This is a genomic window from Nonomuraea ferruginea (genome assembly GCF_039540635.1).
Classification (GTDB): domain Bacteria; phylum Actinomycetota; class Actinomycetes; order Streptosporangiales; family Streptosporangiaceae; genus Nonomuraea; species Nonomuraea ferruginea.
Window position 1 is genome coordinate 1 of record NZ_BAABFD010000056.1, and the last position, 1296, is coordinate 1296.

At 68.3% G+C, this 1296-nt stretch carries 1 protein-coding gene; it reads right to left on the minus strand.

Features of this window, described 5'->3' with window-relative positions; genetic code table 11:
• On the minus strand, positions 1–1296 hold a 1296-nt coding region (locus ABD999_RS43740; RefSeq protein ID WP_345483302.1), incomplete at both ends, for a 2-oxoacid:acceptor oxidoreductase subunit alpha.

Here is a 1296-nt window from a genome sequence, read left to right on the forward strand (position 1 = left end):
GAACGCCCCGTCCTCGCCGTTCGGCTCGGTCGTGAACGGCACACTGATGTCCGGCAGCGCGGACACCTCCGGCAGCCGCCACGGCTCCGACCCGTTGGCCAGATACCCATCCGACAACAACATCACCGGCGTCCGATAGGCCACCGCGATACGAGCCGCTTCCACCGCCGCGTCGAAACAATCCGAAGGCGACATCGGCGCGATGACCGGCACCGGCGACTCGCCGTTGCGGCCGAACAACGCCATCAGCAGGTCGGTCTGCTCGGTCTTGGTCGGCATACCGGTGGAAGGGCCGGCCCGCTGCACGTCCACCACGATCAACGGCAACTCCGTGGTCACTGCCAGCCCGACGGTCTCGGCCTTCAACGCCACGCCCGGACCGGACGTGGTGGTCACCCCGAGCGCGCCGCCGAACGCCGCCCCCAGCGCCGCACCGACACCGGCGATCTCGTCCTCGGCCTGGAAGGTGCGGATGCCGAACTGCTTGTGCTTCGACAGCTCGTGCAGGATGTCCGAGGCCGGGGTGATCGGGTAGGAGCCGAGGAACAGGGGCAGCCGGGCTTGGACGGCGGCGGCGATCAGGCCGTAGGCCAGCGCCTGGTTGCCGGAGATGTTGCGGTACACGCCCGGCGCCAGCCGGGCCGGCTTCACCTCGTAGGAGACCGAGAACGACTCGGTGGTCTCGCCGAAGTTCCAGCCGGCCTGGAAGGCGGCGATGTTGGCCTTGGCGATCTCCGGCTTCCGCGCGAACTTGGTTTCCAGGAAGCTGATGGTCTGCTCGGTGGGGCGGTGGTAGAGCCAGGACAGCAGGCCGAGCGCGAACATGTTCTTGGCGCGTTCGGCGTCCTTCTTGCTGATGTCGAAGTCTTCCAGCGCCTTGACCGTCAACGACGTCAACGGCACGGAGTGCACCCGCCATTCGGCCAGCGACCCGTCTTCTAGCGGGCTGGCGGCATACCCGACCTTGGCCAGGTTGCGTTTGGTGAACTCGTCGGTGTTGGCGATGATGTCGGCGCCGCGCGGCAGATCGGCCAGGTTGGCCTTGAGCGCGGCGGGGTTCATCGCGACCAGGACGTTGGGGGCGTCGCCGGGGGTGAGGATGTCGTGGTCGGCGAAGTGCAGCTGGAAGCTGGACACGCCGGGCAGGGTGCCGGCCGGGGCGCGGATCTCGGCGGGGAAGTTGGGCAGCGTGGACAGGTCGTTGCCGAACTCGGCGGTGCCCGCGGTGAACCGGTCACCGGTGAGTTGCATGCCGTCACCGGAGTCACCGGCGAACCGGATGATCACCCGATCGAG